The following is a 1,367-nucleotide window of genomic DNA, read 5'->3' as shown; positions in this document are numbered from 1 at the left end:
CGGTTCAACCCCCTAAATTTGGACACTTTCCACATCATTCTTAAGAAATCTCATCATAGCGCAATTTTTTGTGGGGGAATCAACCCCATGGTCATCAAACGTAAGTATTCCTTGGGTGGCCAATCCTTGAGACTGCCATGGATCCGTTCCGTATTGTAGTACCGAATGAATCGATCTACTTCTGCAAAGGCTTCTTCGTAATTTTCAAAACAATTGCGTTGGTAACATTCTCGCTCTATGATGCTGTGATACGACTCAATAAACGCGTTTTTGTTTGGTGTTTGGTTGGGGATCCGTTCGTGCTCTATGCCAGTTTGTTCGCAAAAAGTATAGAAAGCTTTACTAATAAACTGTGGCCCATTATCGGTCCGTATGACCAACTTGTGTTCTTGTTCGTGTATTCGCCGCTTTAGAAGCGCCTTCTGTACCGTACGTAAGATGTCCTGCGTGCTGCAAACCTTTCCGCGATGATGGGCGACAATGTTCCGATCAAACACGTCAATAATGCTTGCCAGGTAGAAATGCTGACGTTTACCGGCTACGTAACCGTACTTAATGTCCATCTGCCATAACTGGTTAGGTCCATCCACAACTCGGTTATTTGCAAGCCTTTTGGGTACAGGATTTGTCAGTTCACGCTGCGGATGAAGGATGCCCATTTCTTTGCATAAACGGTATACTTTCTTTTTGTTAATGATTAATTTATATTTTCGCCGCAACAACGTAGTTAGCTTTCGGTAGCCGAACGCTGAATTTGGCCCTTGGATAAGGCGTCTGAGGTACCCTCTAATACGAGCATCTACCACCTGTTTTCCATCCTTGTCAAATGAGTAACCCGGAATAGGCCGGCCGCTACTGACAGGTTGTTGGTGTTCAGGATGTTGCAGACGATAGTAGTAGGTTGAACGAGGGATTCCACACAGACGTAGTACTCTTTGAATAGGATATCCCTGTTCAATCCAGTGTGTTGCTACTTCCAATCGGGATACTTTTTTTTTACCAAGTCACGAAGGATGTTGTTTTCGAGTTCTTTTTCTCCCAACAGCTTCATGGCACTGTCATATTTCTTCTGCAAATCTTCGTAACTGGCTGCATTCTGTTTCAGTTTCTCGGCATCGATTTGCTTCTTTTTCATAAGGTCGTCCACCTCATCCTGATATTGGCGGACCCAGTTGCTTAACGTTTTAGGAGACATTCCGTGCTTCCGGGCTACCATCTCTACTCGGTAACCGGCAAGCACTTCAACCACTAGCTCCTTCTTCGTTTCAACAGGGCACCTGAATCGTCTTTTCATCGATTTACTCCTTACTCATTTTAGTGTATATGAGGTGGATTGGAGTGTCCAATTGGATTAGGGGGCTATATAG

2 protein-coding genes are annotated in these 1,367 nt (G+C 44.4%); both read right to left on the bottom strand.

Going from position 1 to position 1,367, the window contains the following annotated elements; genetic code table 11:
* Positions 1 to 53: 53 nt before the first annotated feature.
* Positions 54 to 980: an IS3 family transposase gene (locus EJP82_RS27780; RefSeq protein ID WP_127195315.1), complete on the bottom strand. Its 927-nt coding sequence runs from the start codon at positions 978 to 980 to the stop codon at positions 54 to 56.
* Positions 971 to 1,294, bottom strand: coding sequence for a transposase (locus EJP82_RS27775; RefSeq protein WP_127195314.1), 324 nt, complete (start codon positions 1,292 to 1,294; stop codon positions 971 to 973). The genes EJP82_RS27780 and EJP82_RS27775 overlap by 10 nt, the downstream gene beginning before the upstream one ends.
* Positions 1,295 to 1,367: the final 73 nt, after the last annotated feature.

The sequence above is a fragment of the Paenibacillus anaericanus genome (assembly GCF_003994475.1).
In the GTDB taxonomy this organism is placed as follows: Bacteria; Bacillota; Bacilli; order Paenibacillales; family Paenibacillaceae; genus Fontibacillus; species Fontibacillus anaericanus.
This window is presented reverse-complemented; position numbering and strand designations above follow the sequence as displayed.